The organism is Paenibacillus sp. FSL M8-0212 (genome assembly GCF_038004645.1).
In the GTDB taxonomy this organism is placed as follows: Bacteria; Bacillota; Bacilli; order Paenibacillales; family Paenibacillaceae; genus Paenibacillus.
The window spans coordinates 3,260,203-3,280,305 of sequence record NZ_JBBORP010000001.1; the positions used below are offsets into that span (position 1 = coordinate 3,260,203).

General features: G+C 47.7%; 12 protein-coding genes. All 12 read left to right on the forward strand.

What is annotated here, in order from left to right; all coding sequences use genetic code 11:
- Positions 1–719 precede the first annotated feature (719 nt).
- The 12 genes from uvrA (at position 720) to MKX68_RS14450 (ending at position 19,995) form a co-directional block, all read left to right on the forward strand.
- Positions 720–3,578: an excinuclease ABC subunit UvrA gene (uvrA, locus tag MKX68_RS14395; RefSeq protein WP_340912507.1), complete on the forward strand. Its 2,859-nt coding sequence runs from the start codon at positions 720–722 to the stop codon at positions 3,576–3,578.
- A gap of 338 nt (positions 3,579–3,916) precedes the next feature.
- Positions 3,917–4,129, forward strand: a complete 213-nt coding sequence (locus tag MKX68_RS14400) for a hypothetical protein (protein ID WP_017692026.1) — start codon at positions 3,917–3,919, stop codon at positions 4,127–4,129.
- A gap of 272 nt (positions 4,130–4,401) precedes the next feature.
- Entirely contained in the window at positions 4,402–5,571 is a 1,170-nt protein-coding gene (locus tag MKX68_RS14405; protein WP_340912511.1) for a S1C family serine protease, read from the forward strand.
- A gap of 43 nt (positions 5,572–5,614) precedes the next feature.
- Positions 5,615–7,510, forward strand: coding sequence for a stalk domain-containing protein (locus MKX68_RS14410; RefSeq protein ID WP_340912514.1), 1,896 nt, complete (start codon positions 5,615–5,617; stop codon positions 7,508–7,510).
- A gap of 326 nt (positions 7,511–7,836) precedes the next feature.
- Positions 7,837–10,350 carry a U32 family peptidase gene (locus tag MKX68_RS14415; protein WP_017692029.1) on the forward strand — a complete coding sequence of 838 codons (2,514 nt, stop codon included), beginning with the start codon at positions 7,837–7,839 and terminating at the stop codon, positions 10,348–10,350.
- Positions 10,351–10,460: 110 nt separating this feature from the next.
- Entirely contained in the window at positions 10,461–14,111 is a 3,651-nt protein-coding gene (locus MKX68_RS14420; RefSeq protein ID WP_340912517.1) for a DEAD/DEAH box helicase, read from the forward strand.
- Positions 14,112–14,408: 297 nt separating this feature from the next.
- Complete coding sequence (galU, locus tag MKX68_RS14425; protein WP_340912520.1) at positions 14,409–15,287, forward strand: UTP--glucose-1-phosphate uridylyltransferase GalU; 879 nt, start codon at positions 14,409–14,411, stop codon at positions 15,285–15,287.
- A gap of 190 nt (positions 15,288–15,477) precedes the next feature.
- Positions 15,478–16,221 (forward strand): sugar phosphate nucleotidyltransferase, encoded by a 744-nt coding sequence (locus MKX68_RS14430; RefSeq protein WP_340912522.1) that lies wholly within the window; start codon positions 15,478–15,480, stop codon positions 16,219–16,221.
- 10 nt (positions 16,222–16,231) lie between these two features.
- Positions 16,232–16,801, forward strand: a complete 570-nt coding sequence (gene rfbC / locus MKX68_RS14435) for a dTDP-4-dehydrorhamnose 3,5-epimerase (RefSeq protein WP_340912524.1) — start codon at positions 16,232–16,234, stop codon at positions 16,799–16,801.
- A 23-nt stretch (positions 16,802–16,824) separates the two neighbouring features.
- Positions 16,825–17,847, forward strand: a complete 1,023-nt coding sequence (gene rfbB, locus MKX68_RS14440) for a dTDP-glucose 4,6-dehydratase (protein WP_340912526.1) — start codon at positions 16,825–16,827, stop codon at positions 17,845–17,847.
- Positions 17,847–18,716: a dTDP-4-dehydrorhamnose reductase gene (gene rfbD, locus MKX68_RS14445; RefSeq protein WP_340912529.1), complete on the forward strand. Its 870-nt coding sequence runs from the start codon at positions 17,847–17,849 to the stop codon at positions 18,714–18,716. The genes rfbB and rfbD overlap by 1 nt, the downstream gene beginning before the upstream one ends.
- Positions 18,717–19,119: 403 nt before the next feature.
- Positions 19,120–19,995: a phosphatidylinositol-specific phospholipase C/glycerophosphodiester phosphodiesterase family protein gene (locus MKX68_RS14450; protein ID WP_340912530.1), complete on the forward strand. Its 876-nt coding sequence runs from the start codon at positions 19,120–19,122 to the stop codon at positions 19,993–19,995.
- Positions 19,996–20,103: the final 108 nt, after the last annotated feature.

Below are 20,103 nucleotides of genomic sequence, written 5' to 3' on the forward strand. Positions count from 1 at the left end.
GAGCCAAAGGCAGTGGCGACCTGCCGCGATCAAGGCAAAGCCGAGAGCGTCCCGCTCTTGACCTTGGAGCCGAGCCAAAGGCAATGGCGACCTGCCGCGATCAAGGCAAAGCCGAGAGCGTCCCGCTCTTGACCTTGGAGCCGAGCCAAAGGCAATGGCGACCCTGTCGCGACCAAGGCGAAGCCGAGAGCGTCCCCGGTGTTGACCTCGGAGCCGAGCCGAAGGCAATGGCGACCCTGTCGCGACCAAGGCGAAGCCGAGAGCGTCCCGCTCTTGACCTTGGAGCCGAGCCGAAGGCAATGGCGACCTGCCGCGAACGTGGCGAAGCCGAGAGCGTCCCCGGTGTTGACCTCGGAGCCGAGCCGAAGGCAATGGCGACCTAGCCGCGACCAAGGCGAAGCCGAGAACGTCTCCGGTGTTGACCTTGGAGCCGAGCCGAAGGCAATGGCGACCTGCCGCGAACGTGGCGAAGCCGAGAGCGTCCCCTCGCAGTAGAGCGGCCACATAAGGCTCCGGCAATGAGCCGGAACCTTATGTGGAGCCGCGGGCACACGACAACCCTTCACATAGCAAGACCCGACCCCTCACCGTTGCACCGCTTGTTTCGGGTGTCCAGAGGGCTGCGCCCTCTGGGGCCCTCCCTTGGAAGGGAGGGTTTGGGAGGGATCGAAAAGCCTTTTAAAAGGTTTGGATTAGTAAATTTGAGAGGATGAATACTATTGGCGAGCGATAACATTGTCATTAAAGGCGCACGAGCGCATAACCTGAAAAATATCGACATTACCATCCCGCGTGACCGCTTTGTTGTATTGACCGGTCTGAGTGGCTCAGGCAAGTCCTCGCTGGCTTTTGACACCATCTACGCTGAAGGACAGCGACGTTATGTAGAATCATTGTCAGCTTACGCACGGCAGTTTCTGGGACAGATGGAGAAACCGGACGTTGATTCCATCGAAGGATTATCTCCTGCCATTTCAATAGATCAAAAAACAACAAGCCGTAACCCGCGTTCGACAGTGGGAACCGTCACCGAAATTTATGATTACCTGCGTCTGTTATTTGCACGTGTGGGCCATCCACACTGTCCCGACCATGGCGTGGAGATCAGCTCCCAAACGGTAGAACAAATGGTTGACCGTATTATGCAATACCCGGAGCGTACCCGGTTGCAGATTTTAGCACCGATTATCTCAGGTCGTAAGGGCGAGCACAAAAGTGTATTTGCCGATGTATCCAAACAGGGTTTTGTCCGTGTACGGGTGAACGGCGAACTGCGTGACCTGTCAGAAGATATTCAATTGGAGAAAAACAAAAAGCATACCATTGAAGTCGTTGTTGACCGGATTGTTGTGAAAGATGATGTACAGGCACGGTTGGCCGACTCTATTGAAACAGCACTTAATCTGTCTGGTGGGCAATTACTCGTGGACATTATGGGCGAAGAAGAGCTGCGCTTCAGTTCCAACTTTGCCTGCCCGGTGTGTGGATTCAGTATTGAAGAGCTTGCACCACGGATGTTCTCATTTAACAGTCCTTTCGGGGCTTGCCCGGATTGTGATGGGTTAGGTGTCAAAATGATCGTTGACCCTGATCTGCTCGTACCGGATCGCAGCAAGACGATCGAAGAGGGAGCTTTTGATGCCTGGACAGGTGGCACATCCACCTATTATCCGCAGTTCTTGAAGTCAGTATGTGAGCACTTCAACATTCCGCAAAATGTACCTGTCGAAGATCTGCCCGCTGAGCAGATGAACAAGTTATTGCAAGGTACAGGTACGGAGAAAATCCGTTTCCGATATGAGAATGATTTTGGACAACGGAAGGAAGCGCTGGTTACCTTTGAAGGTATCGTGAATAACCTGGAGCGTCGTTACCGTGATACAGCATCTGAAGGTATCCGTGAATTTATTGAGGGTTACATGAGTGCGAAGCCTTGTGGTACGTGTAAAGGTCAACGTCTGAAACGCGAGAGTCTTGCGGTTACGATTAATGATCACAACATGGCTTATGTGACTAGTTTGTCCATTGGTGAAGCTGGCCGATTCTTTGATACATTGGAATTGACGGAGAAGGAGCAGACGATTGCTAAACTGATTTTGAAAGAAATCAACGGCCGTCTCGGCTTCCTGGTGAATGTTGGTCTAGATTACCTTACACTGAGTCGTGCTGCCGGAACATTGTCCGGTGGGGAAGCTCAGCGGATCAGACTGGCTACACAGATCGGTTCCAGCCTGATGGGTGTACTGTATATTCTGGATGAGCCAAGTATCGGTCTGCATCAACGGGATAATGACCGTCTGATCTCAACGCTTGCGCATATGCGCGACATTGGTAACACGTTGATCGTGGTTGAACATGATGAGGATACGATGATGGCTGCCGACTATATTATTGATATTGGCCCAGGTGCAGGTATCCACGGGGGTACCATCATGTCACAGGGTACACCGGAGGAGATCATGAATGATGAGAACTCCTTAACCGGTCAATATCTGAGTGGACGCAAATTCATTCCGATTCGTACAGAACGTAGAAGTGTAGGAGACCGTTGGTTGGAAGTACGTGGAGCCAAAGAAAATAACCTCAAGAATCTGAACGTGAAGATTCCAGTGGGCGTATTTACTGCGGTAACGGGCGTGTCCGGATCAGGTAAATCCACATTGATTAATGAGATCCTCTACAAAACGCTGGCTCGTGATCTGAATCGTGCTCGGGTACGTCCGGGGCAACATAAAGAAATTCGTGGTCTGGAACATATCGATAAAGTTATCGATATTGACCAGTCGCCAATCGGGCGGACACCACGTTCCAACCCGGCTACGTATACCGGTGTCTTTGATGATATCCGGGATCTGTTTGCTCAGACGAACGAAGCCAAGGTACGTGGATACAAGAAAGGCCGGTTCAGTTTTAATATCAAAGGTGGACGTTGTGAAGCCTGCCGTGGAGACGGTATTATCAAAATCGAGATGCACTTCTTGCCGGATGTCTATGTTCCTTGTGAAGTCTGCAAAGGCAAACGATACAACCGGGAAACGCTTGAAGTGAAATATAAAAACAGAAATATCTCCGATGTGCTGGAAATGACGGTTGAAGATGCAACCCAATTCTTCGAGAACATTCCGAAGATCCATCGCAAAATGCAGACACTGATGGATGTGGGTCTGGGTTATATAAATCTGGGACAACCTGCAACCACATTGTCTGGTGGTGAAGCCCAGCGGGTGAAGCTTGCTTCCGAGCTGTATCGCCGCAGTACCGGGAAAACCATCTACATCCTCGATGAGCCGACTACCGGTTTGCATGTCGATGATATCGACCGTTTGCTGAACGTATTACACCGCCTGGTTGATTCTGGGGAATCGGTGTTGGTGATTGAGCATAACCTGGATGTGATCAAAACGGCAGACTATGTTGTTGATCTGGGGCCGGAAGGTGGTAGCGGTGGAGGAACCATTGTTGCAACTGGAACACCTGAGGATATCATTAAAGTGGAAGCTTCCTATACTGGCAAGTACTTGAAGCCGGTTCTGGAGCGGGATACCGAGCGGAGCAAGGCACTACAATTAGTAGACTAAGGTCCTCTAACCCGTAGTTGTATCAATATGAAGTGGCAGTATTGGCCCTTCTTTTCGAAAAGGTAAAGAAGTTGGATTACGATCTGATGTGCTTTGCTTCCGAGAAGAAGGGCTTTTTAATTTTGAATTATGCACCGTTTTTCTTCGGACTATAGTTATTTCGTGAAATTGTTTACATATGCATGATGACGAGCATTACAGGAATATTCGGCCAAATTGGCTTTTTTTCATTTTTATGGATGATAGGGCTTGCATTACAAGCAGGGTACAGATAACATAGAGGAAGATATTAGGGTATGCGTTAGCTGTTCAACTATGGTAAGGAGGTCTGTCTATCCATGCTGTTTGCAGAAGCTGCCACGGCGAGTACATCGAATTTTAATGCATTTGATATTTTTGTCATCTTATTTACGATCCTGATTTTCATCGGAGTTGTTCGCCTTCTACGGGCACCGAAGAAAAATCTGTTTGCGATCGGATTTGCAGTAGTCAGCCTACTGGTATTTCTGATGACAGACTATGCGATGATAACGGGTTGGTTTGCTCAGTAGGAATACCGTTAAATGTAATTTAAGCCAAAAGAGGTACAGACGAACACTTTCCAGAGAGACATGGAGGGTGTTTTTTTCATTTATACTGAAACGATTGAACAGGATTCTATCTTCTCTACTAAAATAGGACTTAAAACAATTGTATATCCAGATTCTGTATGATACATTGAGGGATACCGGAATTGCAGATGAGAGAAAGAGAGAATAGATTCAGCAATGAATCCGATGTCGAGTCGCGCAAGAAGGATGTATAGAGAGGGTCAGGTGAGAATATGAGCGTGTTGGGTAAAAAGGGGATAGCCATACTGATGGCTGCTGTACTCTCGATTAGTGTGGCGGCAACGGCCGGTGCAGCTGAATCCAAAGCGGCAATGCAAGCGAAGGTGGTAGACGGTCAAGTCTATGTGAACACCAAGGATCTGCTCAAGGCAGTTGGTGGAAGTGGACAATATGATGCCAAATCAGGAACGTACACGTATAAGGGAAGTGAAGCCATTCCCAAAGTGATCGAAAAGGTATCTCCTTCGGTCGTAGGCATTATTGGGAAATCTACCGAAGTGCAGGACGGTGCAACATCAGACGACCGCTATAATCTTGCACATGGTACAGGTGTCATTATCCGGTCCAATGGATGGATTGTAACAAATGCTCACGTGGTAGATGGATTAATAAACCCTGTGGTCGTAACGACGGATGGCAATACATACAAAATTACGAAAACATACAGTGATGCACTAAGTGATCTGGCGCTAATCAAAATCAATGCCAAATCACTCAAACCGGCGAGCTTCGCCAAAGCTTCACAAACTACTGTTGGAGAAACGGTGATCGCCTTGGGTACGCCGATTTCCTTTTCTTTGCGCAACTCGGCAACCGTAGGGGTAATTAGCGGCTTGAATCGTGGTGTTGAGGCGACCTACCGGTTGATTCAGACCGACACGGCGATTAACCCAGGAAATAGCGGAGGACCGCTGGTCAACCTGAAGGGTGAAGTGGTTGGTATCAATTCCATGAAATTTTCTGCGGTCGGCGTAGAAAGTTTGGGGTTTTCGATTCCAGTGGATACCGTTCAATATATCATCGATCAGTTTTTTAAATATGGCAAAATAAAACGTGCAAGTCTGGGACTACAGTTGGAAGAAAGCTGGTCTGCGATTGTGGGCCTGCCTACAGATGATCCCTTAACGATTACGGGCGTACTGTCTCCTGAAGCCAAGAAAGCCAAAATCAAAGAGGGTGATGTCCTTTACAGTGTCGCGGGCACACGTGTCTCTTCAGTGGTGGATATCAATGAGTTGCTCAAAAAGTATCTGCCTGGACAAAAGGTAAAACTGTTGATGCAAACGGATGGCGATATCGTCACCCGCACGTTGGTGCTTGCTGATCGCGCAGACATCGTAGACGAGGAAGATGAAGCGTTCCTTGCAGATGAAGAACAATAAAGCCCGGCGATCAGCCCGGATGTAGAGAGGACGAAAGAACGGAATGAAAAAGTCATGGATACGTGTGCTAAGCACAGGTGTATTAACCGGGATGCTGACCATTGGCGCGGCATTGCCTGTATGGGCATCTGATTTGACGACAAGTGAACTACGTGTCAAAGCGGGTAGCACGAGCGCCTACATTAACGGCGATAAGCAGGCCATAGCCAAACCTTACAAGTTCAAGGGTGTAACGATGGTACCTGTCGGTGTATTCAAGAAAGCATTTGGCAGTGAAATCCGGCTGGAGAAAAATGATGTTGTCAAAATCAAGGAAGGTTCACACACGGTTACCCTAACGATTGGCAGTTCGATTGCTTGGGTGGATGGTGTAAAACATGAAATGGGTGCCGCCCCCAAGATGGTGAATGGCGTACTTATGGTTCCACTTCGTGCGGTTGCTGCCGGTATCGGAGCGACGCTAGCTCCAACCAGTTCCGGAGAAATGGTCATTCGTCTGTTGCAAACCGATGATTCGGTGGATGATGAGGATGGTATTCATCCGGATGAAGGCAAAACCAGAATTGGCAACAGTTTTTACGGTTGGTCCATTAACTACCCGGCAGACCTTATGGTTTTCCAGACCGGTGAGCAGGAGCGCATGATAACTTTCGGCGCTGCGGACAACAGTTATTATCTTGAAGTGTATGTCAGCGATCAGGATGTGGCTCTGGATGCGGATGATTTGTTGCAGCAACTCGTCCAGGAAGCCAAACAATCGGGAGATACGGTGCTGGATCGTGAAGCGGTGTCGAAAGGCAAAACGCCTTATGCACGGATTATCGTGAAGGATGTAGACGGCATGTTATGGGAGATGCGTCAGTATCTGAGCGAAGGTCGTCAATATGATGTGTATCTCGCGGATTACGAAGCCTTGAATTATAAAGATCTGGGCAAACGTGCAGCGCTACTCAATTCATTCCAGCCAACCTATGCGGAATCGGATCGAACGATCAAGGATCTATCCACCGTAGATAATGGCATGCGCTCCGCTTGGAACGATGATTATGGTATTGAGTTGAAGATTCCTGCCGGCTGGTCGATGGATAACAATCAGATGATCTATGAATCCAAGGATGGTGCGTATCTGCAATGGCGTGTCACTTCGGCGAAGGCAGGTACAACGGTAAAAGACTGGAGCGGCCAACTGGATAAGTGGATGCGCGAGACATTTACACCAGAGAGTTACGAGCCGATTGGTTCATATACGATGGATATCTCGGGAGAGACTGCCGAGGTGAATGAATTCCGTTATAACTTTGGCGGGGGCTGGCAGACCGAGTTTGATGTTCTTTTGCAGAAGAATGGGTATCGATATTATGCAGAGTATACGTTCCCTGAGGAGCAAAGTGCAGATCGGGCATGGTTTGAACGGATTATGAAGAGTGTGGAGATTGATTTTGATACGGTTGCCGATAATTTCGGTCAGCTGGATGAAGATCCTTATTTGACAGACAAAACGAAGACACTTACACGTACGTCCAAACGTTATAAATACAGTGTAGATATTCCGCGTTACTGGACACCTTACAGTGATCGATTCGAATATTCACCTGTGGTGTACACCTTTACGGGCGGAGAATTCTCCATTGCGGCGAGTGAAGACAAGTCAATCGAGATGACGGTCAGCCAACTGAGAGAAGCTTATGCCGAAGCCACCAAAACGCGGAAAAACTTCCAGCTGCTGCGCAGTGAGGAGCTGACGTTTGCGGGTGTGCCTGCATTTTCCTTTACGTATCATGAGCTGGACAAAGGCGTGCCATATGCGGGTCGGCAGATCGTGTTTGAAAAGGATGGAACAACCTATACGATCACAAGTGGGCTGAATGATGCCAACAAGACAGAAGTTCAGGCGGCAGCCTTGGAAAAAGCAGTGAACTCATTTACTTTTATTAAATAATTGTAGTGGAGCCGGAGGGTCAAAAGACCTTTCGGTTTTTTCGTTGTGCTGGAAATGAAAATGGTAAACGGTTTTTTCAGGAAAACGTAGAAGAGTCGGTGCAGAAGTGGTACACTATACTAGTTCAGGAGTTATGACTGCTGATCTGATGAATAGGAATGACTGTAAGCTTGGCGTTCAGGCAATACAGACATAATAGATAGATATTGTAATACCGTGACAATGCAGGTGTACCCGATAAGGTGCAATCTTAGGCTTAGTATGTTCAGGCGTTTAAGGATATAGGGACGAAATCCGGCGGATAGCCGGTTATGGGGAGGATCTACATGAAAACAGCAACAATACGAAGAGAAGACGTTGAACTTCTGGCACCCGCTGGTGACTGGGATTGTATGCGTTCGGCGGTAGCCAATGGCGCAGATGCAATTTTCTTCGGAGTCGAAAAGTTTAATGCACGAGCACGGGCGAACAACTTCCGCATGGACGAGCTGCCGGAGATTATGGCGTTTTTGCACAGCTATGGCGTAAAAGGTTTTTTGACCTTTAATATATTGATTTTTGAAAATGAATTGACGGATGCCAAAGAATTGATTGATGCATGTGTCGATGCAGGTGTGGACGCTGTAATTGTTCAGGATTTGGGTTTGGTGAAGATGATCCGCGAGATCTCGCCGGATTTCCCGATTCACGGTTCAACACAGATGACAATTACGTCCCCGGAAGCGGTCGAGTTTACGAAGCCGTTTGATATGGAACGTGTCGTTCTGGGACGGGAGAACAACCTGAAGCAGATCCAGAAGATCGGGGAACAGGCGAAGCTTCCAATGGAAGTATTTGTTCATGGTGCGCTGTGTGTATCCTACTCAGGGCAATGTCTTACTTCCGAAATGTGGGGAGGACGTTCAGCGAACCGCGGAGAGTGCGCACAAGCTTGTCGTCTTCCATACGATCTGATGGTGGATGGGGTGCACAAACCGATGGGTGATGTAGCATATCTGTTGTCTCCGAAAGATCTGGCAGCGATTGACCTGATGCCGGAACTGATCGAAGCAGGAGTAACTTCTTTCAAAATTGAAGGACGTCTCAAAACGCCGGAATACGTAGCAAACGTAGTAAGCAAATACCGCAAAGCAATTGACCGTTATTTTGATGGAGATAACACACCGCCAAGCAAGGAAGAAGTTCGCGAATTGCAGCAAAGCTTCTCCCGTGGATTCACACATGGTTTCCTCAGCGGTACAAACAACAAAGAACTGGTGGATGGAACGTTCCCGAAAAGCCGTGGTGTCTACCTTGGTCGTGTAGATCAAGTGTTACGCGATGGTGTGGTCCTGAAGCTGGATGCACCCGTGAAACGTGGAGACGGGATTGTATTTGACGCTGGAGACCCGACTCAGAAGGAAGAAGGCGGACGGGTATACGATGTACGTCGCAAAGGCGTAAAACTCGAAGGCGAAGCCGAAGAGGGCTGGATCGTTGACGTTGTGCCAGGCCGCAGTGACGTAGATCTGCGCCGCGTGAAAGTTGGCGACAAAGTCTGGAAAACGAATGACCCGGCGCTCGACAAACGTCTGCGTCAAAGCTTCGAGACCGAGAAGCCTTACCGCGTATTCCCGGTAAAAGTAAAAGTTATCGGCAGCCCGGGGCAACCGCTCAGTACGTGGTGGACAGACGTGCAGAAAGGCACGACCGTCCGTATTGATTCCGAGATGGAACTGGACATCGCCCAGAAGCGTCCAATGACACATGAATTGCTCGAAGAGCAGTTCGGACGTCTGGGAGGCACAGTGTTCCAGTTGGAAGGAATGGACGTCAATCTGCACGGTGACGTCATCATCCCGATGCGCGAGTTGAATAACATTCGCCGTCAGGCAGTAGAACAACTCGCGGGCGAACGTCCTAAACCACCCGTCTACGTGAAACGGGCGGTAGATGTATACGGCGATTCGGTTAAACCGGCATCGCCAGTCGCTCGCGGTCAAGCAGAGCTGACCGCGCTCTGTCGCAGCCTGCCACAAGTGGAGGCAGCGATTGAAGCGGGGATCGGCATGATCTATGCTGACTTCGAGTTTATCAAGCAGTTCCCGGCAGCCGTGGAAGCTGTACATGCCGCTGGTCGCAAGATCGCGCTGGCAACACCGCGTATTCACATGCCTGGGGAGAACGGATATCATAACAACATCCTGCGTCTGAAGCCGGATGCGGTATTGGTTCGTAATACAGGCGCACTGTACTTCTACCTGCGCCACCGGATGGAAAACCCGGATGCGAAGCACCCGGAACTGATCGGCGACTTCTCATTGAACATCGCCAATCACAAAGCAGTAGAATTGTTCCTGGAAGCCGGATGTGACTGGATTACCCCATCCTATGACCTGAACATTCAACAAATGGTTGATCTGCTGGGCCACTCCCGTACAAGTCAGACTGAAGTGGTTATCCATCAGCATCTGCCGATGTTCCACACCGAGCACTGTGTGTATTGTACGTTCATGAGTGAAGGAACGGACTTCACGAACTGTGGACGTCCTTGTGAGGAACAGCGTGCATCACTACAAGACCGGATCGGTATGTCCCACCCGGTACGTGTGGATGAAGGCTGCCGTAATACGGTATACAACGCAGTGGAGCAGTCAGGTGCCGAGTACCTGACCAACTTTATGGATCTGGGTGTATCCCGTTACCGTGTGGAGTTTCTGGAAGAGACACCAGAGCAGGTACGCGAAGTAATTGATCTGTACAACCGTGCACTGCGCGGCGAGATCAGTGGTACACAAGTCTGGAAAACACTCAAAGCAACGAACCAACTGGGCGTTACACGTGGTCAATTGGTGAAATAAACAAATTGTATTTTACATCCACATTTACAATCACGCATGAAGCAACCCCAATCTCTGCTTTAAGGAGCTCTTGGGGTTTTTTTACATCATGACACAGGAGGCGAAGAAGCGTGGCGCCATTCACAATTATGGATATCAAATTGCTGTGCGGGGTCACGGCATTCAAGCGCGGAGAAGATTATAACCAATCTGGCAGGGTGACCAATCTGGTGGTCAGTAAGGATCAGCTTCATTATGAAGCACAGGTACGTGGATCGGAGCGCTATCAGGTGACGGTGGATATAGATGGATCAGGTGAGGTTGTGGCAGGCTGCAGTTGTCCGGGTGACGGCAGACATTATGACTATTGCAAACATGTCGCTGCTGTCCTGTTGGCTATTCACGAATGGGGTGAGCAGCAGGAGCGTAATGCCACGATTGCCTCTGGGAAGCCTCCTCAACCTGCTACAGGCCAAGGAGCCAATACCAGTTCTAACTTTGGTTCCAAGTCCAAGGTTGGGACGCTAGTCGAAGAGAGCGTGTGGGAGCGCCCCCAGTCCGCTTCACAACGAGAGCAACTGAATGATGCTCCAGAGCGTCCTCCGGTTCATTTTGCCCAAGCAGGTCGGCCAAGCTCAGCTTCGGGGTGGGGCCGATCGGCAGATAAACCTTCTTACCGTACGGCGGATCAGATTCTGTCCATGTTTGCCAAGGATCGGAGACCGCTGCATGGAACTGATCGTAAGTACACTGCTCCTGTCAGCCGTTCCTCCCTGCGGGAAGAATTGCAGGTTCAGTTTATATGCAAGCTGATACAGGTTCACAAGGGTGGCGGGAAACTTGCTCTTGAATTGAAAGTGGGTAACAAACGTCTGTATGTGGTGCAGAAAGTGAAACAATTCCTGAACTGCATCGAAAAAGGCGAGCCCATGTCATTTACCAAACTGTTCCACTATGATCCATTAATGCATGTGTTCACTCCGCAGGATCAGGCGATTCTCTCGATGCTCATTCGAATGAGGCAGAGTGAAGAGGCATACCGCGAATCCATTTCCGGTTATTTGGGGGCGTCAGATGGACGGGATATATTGATTGCTCCACTCGTATGGAAGCCACTGCTGGAATTGCTGCTGCAGGCTGATAGTCGGATGGAGGGTACAGGATTTGCCAATGGACCACTCACGCTCGGTGAGGGAGTATTGCCTTTGTTTTACCGGATTGCCCAGGGAGCGAATGAAGGGTATCAGCTTGAAATTTCGGGTCTGCGTGAGCTGATTCTTCTTCCTGCTTATGATGCCGCTGTGGTGGAAGGGCAGTTGCATATGTTGGAGCCGATGCAGATGCGAAGTCTGGAGGACTTGAGTGGGGCGCTCACGTCATATGGAATCAAGGAAAGCATTGATATTTCGACCCAGCAGGTGGATGAGTTTGTACAGCATGTCGTGCCAGAACTGCGTACGCTTGGACATCTGTCCATTGATTCGCAGGTGCGTGAACAGATCGCGGAACCGGAACTTTCACCGAAGCTGTACATCGACTTCTATCGTGAACGTATTACAGCGCGTCTGGAATTCGACTATGAGGTCATGGTTATTAATCCGCTTGCAGAGTATTTAATAGATGAAGAAGAGAAAAAGGTTATTTTGGTGCGTGACCGATACAAAGAGCGGAATCTGATTGAACGGCTTGATCGATCCTTTCTCGAAAGGGATGGTAGTGTTTGGGCGAGCGAACGGGAAGATGCCATCTATGATGTCATGTATCATCTGTTGCCTGAACTTGAGAAACAGGTAGCTATCTATATGCCAAACGCCGTGAAGGCGATGGTGCAATCCTATCCAACACCGCCGAAAGTACGAGCAGATTTGGGAAGAGGATTGGACTGGCTGGAGATTTCATTCGAGATGGAAGGTGTGGACGAGCAGGAACTTCAGGAACTCATGCGTCGCATTGTGGAAAAGAAACCGTATTTCCGTCTCAAGAGCGGTGTCTTTCTGTCGCTTGAAAATGAAGGTGCAGATAGCTTCGCTCACATGGCCGATTCACTTGGGCTGGGGGCAGATGACATCAAGAGCAGCCATATCCGGCTGCCAGCTGTTCGGGCGTTACAATTGCCAGGCAGGGACGAAGTTTCCGGTCATGTGAAGTGGGGAGGCTCCCTGAAACGTTTCCTCGATGATCTCAGAGATCCCGAACGGATGGATTTTGCATTGCCGGGATCACTGACCCCCATCCTGCGGGATTATCAGAATAGCGGATACCAGTGGTTGCGTACTCTCGCTTATTATCGTTTTGGCGGCATTCTGGCGGATGATATGGGACTTGGTAAAACGTTGCAAAGCATCGCCTATATCACAGCAGTGCTTCAGGAGAAGCCCGAGTACAATATGGACCATACGGGCGATGATAAATATCGGGAGAGCGGATCATTATGGGGTGGTGAAACGTTGGCGACTTCCGACATCGATCCTGAAACTGGACTCCCATTGGATAAGATGGCTTCAGAGAATACGGATGGTTTATGGTCCACGATACAGCAGGATGGATTGACGATCCGAACGAGGGTTACTCATCCTCCCGTACTTGTCGTGGCTCCTGCCTCGCTGACCTACAACTGGGCTAATGAGTTTGCACGGTTCGCCCCGCATCTGAACGTCTTGATCGCAGCCGGTCAGAAAGAAGAGCGAGCCAGCATGCTTTCAGGCATGGATGAGGCAGATGTGATTGTGACGTCTTATCCTCTGTTGCGACGGGATTTGGATACCTACCTGGGCCGAACCTTCCATACGCTCATTTTGGATGAAGCTCAGGCAATCAAAAATGCTTCTTCCCAGACTGCGCAGGCAGTGAAACAAATTCAGGCTCCGCGCCGTTTTGCACTCACAGGTACACCTGTGGAGAACTCGCTGGATGAATTGTGGTCCATTTTTGAAGCCGTATTCCCAGGGTTATTTCCAAGTTACAGAAGATTCCGCGACCTTCCTCCGGAACGGATCTCGCGGATGGTGCGTCCGTTTATTCTACGCCGCCTGAAGAAGGATGTGCTGGAAGAATTGCCTGATCGAATTGAAACGGTACAGCGGTCAGAGCTTACGGTTGAACAGAAGAAACTGTACGCCGCATACCTATCCCAGCTTCAGGATGAAGCATCGAAGGACATGGAGGATAACGGATTCCAGAAGAATCGTATCAAAATTCTGGCGGGCATCACGCGCTTACGTCAGTTGTGTTGTCACCCGGCCCTCTTTGTTGAAGGATATCAAGGCGATTCTGGGAAAATGGAGCAGTTGCTGGAAACGGTCGAGGATTGTTTAGCTTCAGGCAAACGAATTCTCATCTTCTCCCAATTTGCGAGCATGTTGAACCTGATTCGTCAGACCCTTGCGGCACAGGGAAGGAATCTTTTCTACCTCGATGGTCAGACCCCTGCACAGAGCCGGGTTGAGATGTGCCGCAGATTTAATGAGGGCGAAGCTGAACTGTTCTTAATCTCCCTGAAGGCTGGAGGGACAGGGCTAAACTTAACAGGGGCAGATACCGTTATATTATATGATCTATGGTGGAATCCCGCCGTGGAAGAACAGGCAATTGGCCGTGCCCATCGTATGGGACAGAAACAAGTGGTGCAAGTCATTCGTTTAGTTACCGAAGGTACGATCGAAGAGAAGATTTTGGAACTCCAGCAGCGGAAGAAGGACTTGATTGCCGAAGTAATCGAACCGGGAGACGGAGGATCAACGACTTTATCCGAACAGGATATCCGCGAATTGTTGATGGTATAATGAAGTCCAAGCATCCTAGCAATAAGAATCATTAAATATATGAATCTATACAAGATGGACTAATCATTTACATGATAACGGAGAGGACAGAAATAACCTGAAAAAGCGAAGCGTTCGCCTAAAAGCTTTCTGAAAGAAGCTGCATCGGAAAGCATACGCTATCCTCGGATTTTCCCCTTTAAAAAAGGGAATGAAAAAAATCTGGGGATAACAGCGATTGGAAGGTTGTTCTGTCATCGGAGTGGTAAGTGTAAATATGCTTTAGTTCAACTTGTTTAACAAAAGGAGTGGGTTCGTGTGCGTATTCGCAAAGCGATTATTCCAGCTGCAGGGCTGGGTACCCGGTTTCTGCCTGCTACCAAGGCGATGCCTAAGGAAATGCTGCCCATCGTGGACAAGCCAACGATCCAGTATATTATTGAAGAAGCCGTAGCTTCAGGCATTGAAGATATCATTATTGTGACGGGTAAAGGGAAGCGGGCCATTGAAGATCACTTCGACTATTCTTTTGAACTGGAGCAGAATCTCGCGGACAAACAGAAGTGGGACTTGCTTAACGAAGTACGCAAACCCTCCGAGATGGCAGATATCCATTATATCCGTCAAAAGGAACCGAAGGGACTTGGTCACGCCATCTGGTGCGCCCGCAAGTTTATCGGCAATGAGCCTTTTGCCGTTCTGTTAGGGGACGACATTGTGGAAGCGAACCATCCCTGCCTGAAGCAGATGATTGATGTCTACGATGAACTGCAATCTCCGATCGTTGGTGTACAACCTGTTGATTGGAGTGAGGTATCCCGCTACGGGATTGTAGACGGAGAATTGCTGACTCCTACCGATGATCGTGTCTTTCGCGCGCGCCGCTTAATTGAGAAACCAAAGACTGAAGATTCCCCTTCTAACCTTGCTATTATGGGACGTTATATTCTTACACCGGATATCTTTGAGATACTAGGTCAACAATCTGCTGGCGTTGGGGGCGAAATTCAGCTCACGGATGCCTTGTCCCGATTGAATGAGCAGCGGCAGATTCTCGCATATCATTTTGATGGTCTGCGTCATGATGTTGGCGAGAAGTTAGGTTTCATTGAGACGTCCATACATTATGCATTGCAACGCCCGGATCTTCGTGATGATTTGATGGCGTATCTGAAGAAGATAGTGGCGTCAGACTAACAAATCCTTAATCAAATAGATCAGAAAATGATCTACCCTTGATGAGGGCGAACAGTATTAAGAATAGGTCACCCAATAGTTTTGTTATCACAAGAGACATAATCATCCTTTAAATGTTCTAATCTTAGTTATAACAGATTTGCTTAAGCAGTTAATAAAATCTAATTTCTATATAGGGGAGCCTCAAAATATGAAAGCTATTATCCTTGCGGGTGGGACAGGGTCTCGCCTGTTTCCTTTAACTAAGGTAACTAATAAACATTTGCTTCCTGTGGGTAAGTATCCGATGATTTTTCATGCTTCATATAAATTAAAACAAGCTGGCCTTACCGATATCATGGTCATTACTGGAAAAGAACATATGGGCGATGTTGTTAATCTACTTGGTAGCGGAAGCAACATGGGCGTCTCATTCACATATCGAGTTCAGGATGAAGCCGGTGGAATCGCTCAAGCATTGGGTTTGGCTGAACAATTCGCAGGTGATGACCAGATTGTTGTCATATTAGGAGATAACGTGTTCGAGGACAACATTACAGAATATGTAGTTAGTTTCCGGGAGCAGAGATGTGGAGCTAAAATATTGATCCAAGAGGTTTCTGATCCTCATCGTTTCGGGGTGCCTGAGATTGATGGTCATCGTATTGTATCTATTGAAGAAAAGCCTCAAATACCTAAAAGCAATTATGCAGTCACAGGCATATATATGTTTGATAATGAGGTTTTTAATATAATTCGAACATTAAAGCCCTCCGATCGGGGAGAGTTAGAAATTACGGATGTCAACAATGCATATATTGAAAGTGGAAATTTAACTTACGATATACTCCAGGGTTGGTGGACCGATGCGGGTACTCATGCATCATTAGCGCGGGCTAACGAATTGGCACAGGATGTTGTTTTTGGTGAAGAATTTGGAAAGTTAAAGTTATAGAAGAGAAGGGATGGTAAAACAATTGAAGATCACTCCTTCGAAGCTGACAGGCGCTTGTTTGATTGAACCATTGGTGCATGGGGATCATCGGGGTTTCTTTATGGAAAGTTACAACGACCACATCATGAAACAGAACGGAATTCACTACGACTTTGTTCAGGATAATCAATCTTTGTCCGCACAGCCGGGAGTATTACGTGGTTTGCACTACCAGCTTAATCCCAAAGCACAAACCAAGCTAATTCGGGTCATCTCGGGTGCAATTTACGATGTCATTGTCGATATTCGTCTTGGCTCTCCAACGTTTGGCCAGTGGCAGGGTTTCATCCTTAGCGAATATAATCACTGCCAGTTGCTTGTGCCTAAAGGTTTTGCTCATGGTTTTTGCACATTGGTTCCCAATACCCAAGTCTTATACAAAGTGGACGAATATTATTCCCCTGAGCATGATCGCGGCATATTATGGAGTGATCCGGTACTGGGTATAGATTGGCCTACTTCCAAACCGGTTTTATCAGAGAAAGACGAGAAGCACCCACTGCTTAAGGACGCAGAGATTAACTTCAATTTCGGATTGTAAAGGATACAGGAGGTTTCAAAATTATGAAACTGCTCGTTACCGGCGGGGCCGGTTTTATTGGAAGTAATTTTGTGATGTACATGCTGAATCAGCATCCTGATTATGAAATTATCAATGTGGATGCACTCACTTATGCGGGCAATTTGGAAAACTTGAAGTCCCTTGAAGGTAACAAGGGTCATACCTTCATCAAAGCTGATATAACAGAGGCTGCCAATATGGATCGTCTAATCGGTCAAGGCGTAGATGTGGTAGTCAACTTCGCGGCAGAATCTCATGTGGATCGCAGTATACTGGAGCCAGACGTTTTCGTGCGAACGAATGTGAATGGTACTCAGGCGCTGCTTGAAGCCGCTAAAAAACACAATATTTCCAAGTTTGTTCAGGTTTCGACGGATGAGGTGTACGGCTCACTTGGTCCAACTGGTCTGTTCACTGAAGAAACCCCATTGCAACCGAACAGCCCATATTCGGCATCCAAGGCTGGTGGAGATCTACTTGTGAGAGCGTATCATGAAACATTTGGTCTGCCAGTCAATATTACGCGTTGTTCCAACAATTACGGTCCGTACCAGTTTCCTGAAAAACTAATCCCGCTGATGATTTCACGTGCTCTAGCAGATGAGGCTTTGCCTGTATACGGAGATGGATTAAACATTAGAGACTGGCTCTATGTAGAAGACCATTGCAGCGCCATCGACCTGGTAATTCATCAGGGGATTAATGGTGAAGTATACAACATCGGTGGCAATAACGAACGAACCAACGTACACATTGTTAATACCATTTTGGAGCAACTTGGTAAGCCAGAATCCTTAATCAAATATGTGCAAGACCGACCTGGGCATGACCGTAGATACGGCATTGATCCTACCAAAACAATGTCTGAACTCGGCTGGAAACCGAAGTATACATTTGAAACTGGGATCAAGGAGACCATTCAATGGTATCTCGATAACAAAGAATGGTGGACTCGCATTCAGTCCGGGGTGTATAAACAGTACTACGCCAAGCAATACGGGTCTCGATTGGGAGACGATAATTAATGAGGGTATTGGTTACGGGATCAAATGGACAATTGGGACGTGATGTCGTTTTTCTTTTGGAGAATGGGGGACATTTTGTTCTTGCTTGTGATCGGGATCAAATGGATATTACCAATCAAGCACAGTGTATTGAAGTCATTTCCTCATTTCATCCTGAAGTGGTCATACATTGCGCAGCATATACGGCTGTAGATGCAGCGGAGACAGATATTGATGGTGCGTATAAAGTGAATGCGGTGGGAACGCGCAATGTTACTGTAGCGGCAGAAAGAACTGGAGCCAAGCTAATTTATATTAGTACTGACTATGTATTTGATGGCAACTCGGAAAACCCTTATCAGGAATATGATAATACGAATCCGCAAAGCGTGTATGGCAAATCCAAACGAGCAGGAGAATTAATGGTACAGTCACTGTCATCAAAATGGTTTATTGTGCGTACTTCTTGGGTTTATGGTCTTTATGGGAATAATTTTGTCAAAACGATGCTGAAGTTAGGTCAGGAAAAACCGAAATTGCAGGTTGTCAATGATCAAAAAGGGTCGCCTACGTATACCGTAGATTTGGGAGAATTCCTGCTAAAACTTATGCCTACAGAAAAGTATGGAATATACCATGCTTCCAATAGCGGGACTTGTACATGGTATGAATTCACTCAGGCTATCTTTGAGGAAGCTCGAGAGTTAAAAGGATTATCCATTCAAGCACAATTGGAGCCTTGTACGACAGAGCAGTTTCCTAGACCAGCGCCCAGGCCGCGTAATTCAGTGTTGGACCATCTATCCATTCGAACCAACGGTTTGTCTGGTCTCCGTTCGTGGCGGGAGGGCCTGCGTGATTTTATTGGCTTTTCATCAAATCAGGAATAAACATAGTAACACAATAACTAACTCTCGCTCGATTATTTGTGGGCGGGAATTCTCGTTAACGGAGCAAAAAAAGGCATGATGGCTCTGCTTACAGAAATGTTCAAAAGTTAGCCGAGCATGTGAAGTTTCATCTGGACCAGATCATTGTTATTGAAGGAAATAAATTTGGGATTTTAATGAACTCATGCTACCAAAGAGCCTATGTACGATTTATTGCATTCCGTAAGTAAGATGATATGTAGAAGCAGGATAAAATGAGTTCTCAAGAGTTCTTACTGGGACTTACAATCCATTCAAATCCTGCCCCCACCATTTAACAGCCGCCTAGGGCGGCTATTTTGTTTTACACCTCATCAATTCGGGTAGTTAGCTATCAAAAAGGTACTGAGGATGTGAATGTGATATGAAACGCATTGCCGCCGTGTTAATACTACTGATCGTTACCGTGGGCACACTCTTTTTCGCCTATGAAAGCGAGAGTGAGGAACAACGGGACGGATTTACCGCTTATAGATTAATCGCCCATGCGATGGGCAGTATTCGTGATCAACCATATACCAACGCCTATGAAGCGATGATTGCCAATTACGAGAAAGGCACACGTGTATTTGAGATCGATTTTATGTTGACATCGGATCGCAAAGCCGTAGCCAGACATGAATGGACCGCTAATATGAGCAAAATGCTAGGACAGGACCAAGAGCTTCCCGAGGAAAAACAGGCCGGAGCGTTGACACATGATGAATTCATGGATACGCCAATCTTGGGCATGTACCAACCCATGGATGCCGATGGCATTATAGATGTACTGGCTCAGTACCCGGATATGTATATCGTAACCGACACCAAGGAACAGAAGGATGAGGATATTCAGCAGGTGTTAAGATCCCTCGTGAATGCAGCCAAAGAACATGATCCATCCGTGCTGGATCGGGTGGTTGTACAGATCTATAACGAACCGATGCTTGAAACGGTGAAAGAAGTCTATGCATTCCCTTCCATTATCTATACGTTATATGCCACACAGGATACAGAAGATCAGGTTGTTGATTTTGTACAAAAAAATGATATTGATGCCGTGACTATGCCGGAATATAAAGTAAACCAGAATTTCGTCGCCAAGCTGAATAGTGCAGGCTCGGTCACCTACGTGCATACCATCAATGACACTGAACAGGTGGCTAACTATGAGAAATGGGGCGTGTACGGGGTGTACTCGGACGTGCTGACGGAGCAGGAGTTGGATGAGATGAATACACGTTTTGCCTGGAAACCGTAAAAATTCATGTTTTTCTGTTCCCCTTTTTATACGAACATTGACACTCACTGTCTGCTGACTTAGACTTAGTTTACAAGCTTTCTAGGATGCAGAAGAACCTCTGGAGGA